Genomic DNA, 2,750 nt, shown 5'->3' on the forward strand with positions numbered 1-2,750 from the left:
GGCCGGCCCACGCTGTCGTCCAATCTCCCAAGACACGCCGCCACCGCGCACCGTCGCGGCGAGCTGCTCCCCAAGCCGCTGTTCGATGGGCTTCCACCGCACGAGGCTGGACCCCTTGGCGTCATCAAGCATCCCATTTCGCCCGCTGGCGAGCATGACGGGGCGCCGGTAGACGCCGGCAACGCGCTGGCCGTCGGCCACGGGGCGATGCTCCAGGCCGGTATCGGCGGCAATGTCCTTCGCGGCCTGCGCCAGTTCCCGAGCCCGCTGCTGCCCAGCAGATTCCGGTGAGGATCACGCGCTGCCCGCGCCGCTCGGCCAGTCCCTGTTCGGCCAGGAAGTCCGCGCGCTGCTGTATCGCCTACTTGGCCTCACTGCTAAAGCCCAGGTCGCCCAAGCCCGAGCCACCGTCGATCAACTGCTGGTCAAGCCAGGTGGCACCGATCACGCGGGCCTGCCGCTCGATGGGCAGGTGCGATTTCAGCTCCACCGTCACGCCACCAAGACGCTGGGCGTCATAGCGGCGGCCCTGCTCGGGCAGATCGTCCGGCACCTTCCATAGTCCCTCGGCCACGCACACCACGATGCCGGCCTGGTGCAGGGCTTCGAGGCGGCGGGTGTGGCCCGCAACGACTTCCAGCGGATCACGCCCGACACGGCCTGACCTAGCTCGACGACCAGGTGAGATCGGTGACCGCGCTAGTCAAGCAACCGGCGTGCCATGGCGTTTACGGCCAGATCAATCGCAGCGCCCTCGCCCTCGCCGTCGCCGTCGCCGATGAACCAGGCTGCCGACAAGCCCGTCCATGCAATGATCCAGCGAAGAAGCCGTTCGGGCTCAAACCCGGTCGTCGCGACCACAATGCTGAGTCGAGCCTCCAGCCTGCCCGGCAGGATCGCAAGCGGGCGACCGGGGTCGCTGAGATCGGGATTCGTGAAGATGTTGGCATAGTCGAAGGTGCGCTCGCCGAGCAGTCCGTGCGGGTCGATGGCCAGCCAGCCGCGGTCGCCGAAGTCGAGCACGTTCTCGTGGTGCAGGTCGCCGTGGAGCGGGCACACCTCGCGCGGCGCCGCCAGAAGTTGGCGCGCTACGCTGGCGGCGGGCGCAAGTGCCGCGTGCTCAGCGGCCAACCGGAAAAGCGGCTGGAACCATTCCTGTAGCGGATGGAGATCGGGCGGCGGTCCGGACCGCGGCGCGTGCAGACGAGCGGCGGTGTCGCAGAGGATCCTGCAAGCCTCGTCGTCCTGGCCGGACCACGCTATCTGTGCAAGGTCCCCGGCCCCGGACGCGCGCTCCATGAGCAGAGCGCCCGCCGCCGAGGCGAAGACTCGGGCGGCGCCCTGCCCGTCCCACCAGGTCAACAGGCGGTAACCGGCCTCTTCATCGGGAATGCGCGCGACCTTCAGCATCGCCGGCATGTCCCCCTGGCGGACGGGAAGTATCCAGCTCGAGTGGGTGGTGAGCAGCTCGCCGTCGCGCAGCAGGCGCCAGCGCTCCATCCACGCAGTGACCTCAGGCGGAAAACGGGAAGACACACTCATGAGATGCCTGCAAGCAATTCGTTCTGTATCAGGCGCAGGAGCGTCCCGTCCGGGTCGACCAAAGCGGCCATCGTGCCTCCCCACTCCTGCAGTTCGGGGGCATGGATGCGCGGATAGCCGCTGCTGGTTTCCTGGATGCCGACGGATTTGCACTGCCGGTAGAACTCCGCGAGGTCGTCCAGCCTCAGGCAGCAGCTGAACCAACTCGCGAGGGGATCGAGCCCGGGGTGGGCGAAGAACTCCAGCATGAGATCCCCGCGCTGGAGGATCATCCAGCCGGCGTCCCGGAAAACGATTCCGAAGCCCAACCTTTCATAGAAGGCGGCGGTGGAATCGAAATCTCGTGATGGCAGGTTGGGCGTCGCTTGGTCGGTCATTTCGAACCCCAGAGTCCCGCTCAGAAGAACTCGTCAAGAAGGCGATAGAAGGCGATGCGCTGCGAATCGGGAGCGGCGATACCGTAAAGCACGAGGAAGCGGTCAGCCCATTCGCCGCCAAGCTCTTCAGCAATATCACGGGTAGCCAACGCTATGTCCTGATAGCGGTCCGCCACACCCAGCCGGCCACAGTCGATGAATCCAGAAAAGCGGCCATTTTCCACCATGATATTCGGCAAGCAGGCATCGCCATGGGTCACGACGAGATCCTCGCCGTCGGGCATGCGCGCCTTGAGCCTGGCGAACAGTTCGGCTGGCGCGAGCCCCTGATGCTCTTCGTCCAGATCATCCTGATCGACAAGACCGGCTTCCATCCGAGTACGTGCTCGCTCGATGCGATGTTTCGCTTGGTGGTCGAATGGGCAGGTAGCCGGATCAAGCGTATGCAGCCGCCGCATTGCATCAGCCATGATGGATACTTTCTCGGCAGGAGCAAGGTGAGATGACAGGAGATCCTGCCCCGGCACTTCGCCCAATAGCAGCCAGTCCCTTCCCGCTTCAGTGACAACGTCGAGCACAGCTGCGCAAGGAACGCCCGTCGTGGCCAGCCACGATAGCCGCGCTGCCTCGTCCTGCAGTTCATTCAGGGCACCGGACAGGTCGGTCTTGACAAAAAGAACCGGGCGCCCCTGCGCTGACAGCCGGAACACGGCGGCATCAGAGCAGCCGATTGTCTGTTGTGCCCAGTCATAGCCGAATAGCCTCTCCACCCAAGCGGCCGGAGAACCTGCGTGCAATCCATCTTGTTCAATCATGCGAAACGATCCTCAT

Annotated in this window: 3 protein-coding genes and 1 pseudogene; all 4 read right to left on the bottom strand. The window is 65.1% G+C overall.

Going from position 1 to position 2,750, the window contains the following annotated elements; genetic code table 11:
- A pseudogene (locus FTU90_RS15760) lies at positions 1–684 on the bottom strand (DUF3363 domain-containing protein); the annotation flags it as partial.
- Between the two features lie 15 nt (positions 685–699).
- Positions 700–1,542 (bottom strand): aminoglycoside O-phosphotransferase APH(6)-Ic, encoded by an 843-nt coding sequence (gene aph(6)-Ic / locus FTU90_RS15765; protein ID WP_000116906.1) that lies wholly within the window; start codon positions 1,540–1,542, stop codon positions 700–702.
- Complete coding sequence (locus tag FTU90_RS15770) at positions 1,539–1,919, bottom strand: bleomycin binding protein BLMT (protein ID WP_000131935.1); 381 nt, start codon at positions 1,917–1,919, stop codon at positions 1,539–1,541. The genes aph(6)-Ic and FTU90_RS15770 overlap by 4 nt, the downstream gene beginning before the upstream one ends.
- 20 nt (positions 1,920–1,939) lie before the next feature.
- Positions 1,940–2,734 carry an aminoglycoside O-phosphotransferase APH(3')-IIa gene (locus FTU90_RS15775; RefSeq protein WP_000572405.1) on the bottom strand — a complete coding sequence of 265 codons (795 nt, stop codon included), beginning with the start codon at positions 2,732–2,734 and terminating at the stop codon, positions 1,940–1,942.
- Between the last annotated feature and the right edge of the window lie 16 nt (positions 2,735–2,750).

Source organism: Acinetobacter sp. YH12200 (genome assembly GCF_013418175.1).
Lineage (GTDB): Bacteria > Pseudomonadota > Gammaproteobacteria > Pseudomonadales > Moraxellaceae > Acinetobacter > Acinetobacter pseudolwoffii.

What these genes read in the sequence shown, in the direction of transcription:
- FTU90_RS15775 (WP_000572405.1), bottom strand. Translation starts at nt 2,734, where the DNA reads ATGATTGAACAAGATGGATTGCACGCAGGTTCTCCGGCCGCTTGGGTG.
- FTU90_RS15770 (WP_000131935.1), bottom strand. Translation starts at nt 1,919, where the DNA reads ATGACCGACCAAGCGACGCCCAACCTGCCATCACGAGATTTCGATTCC.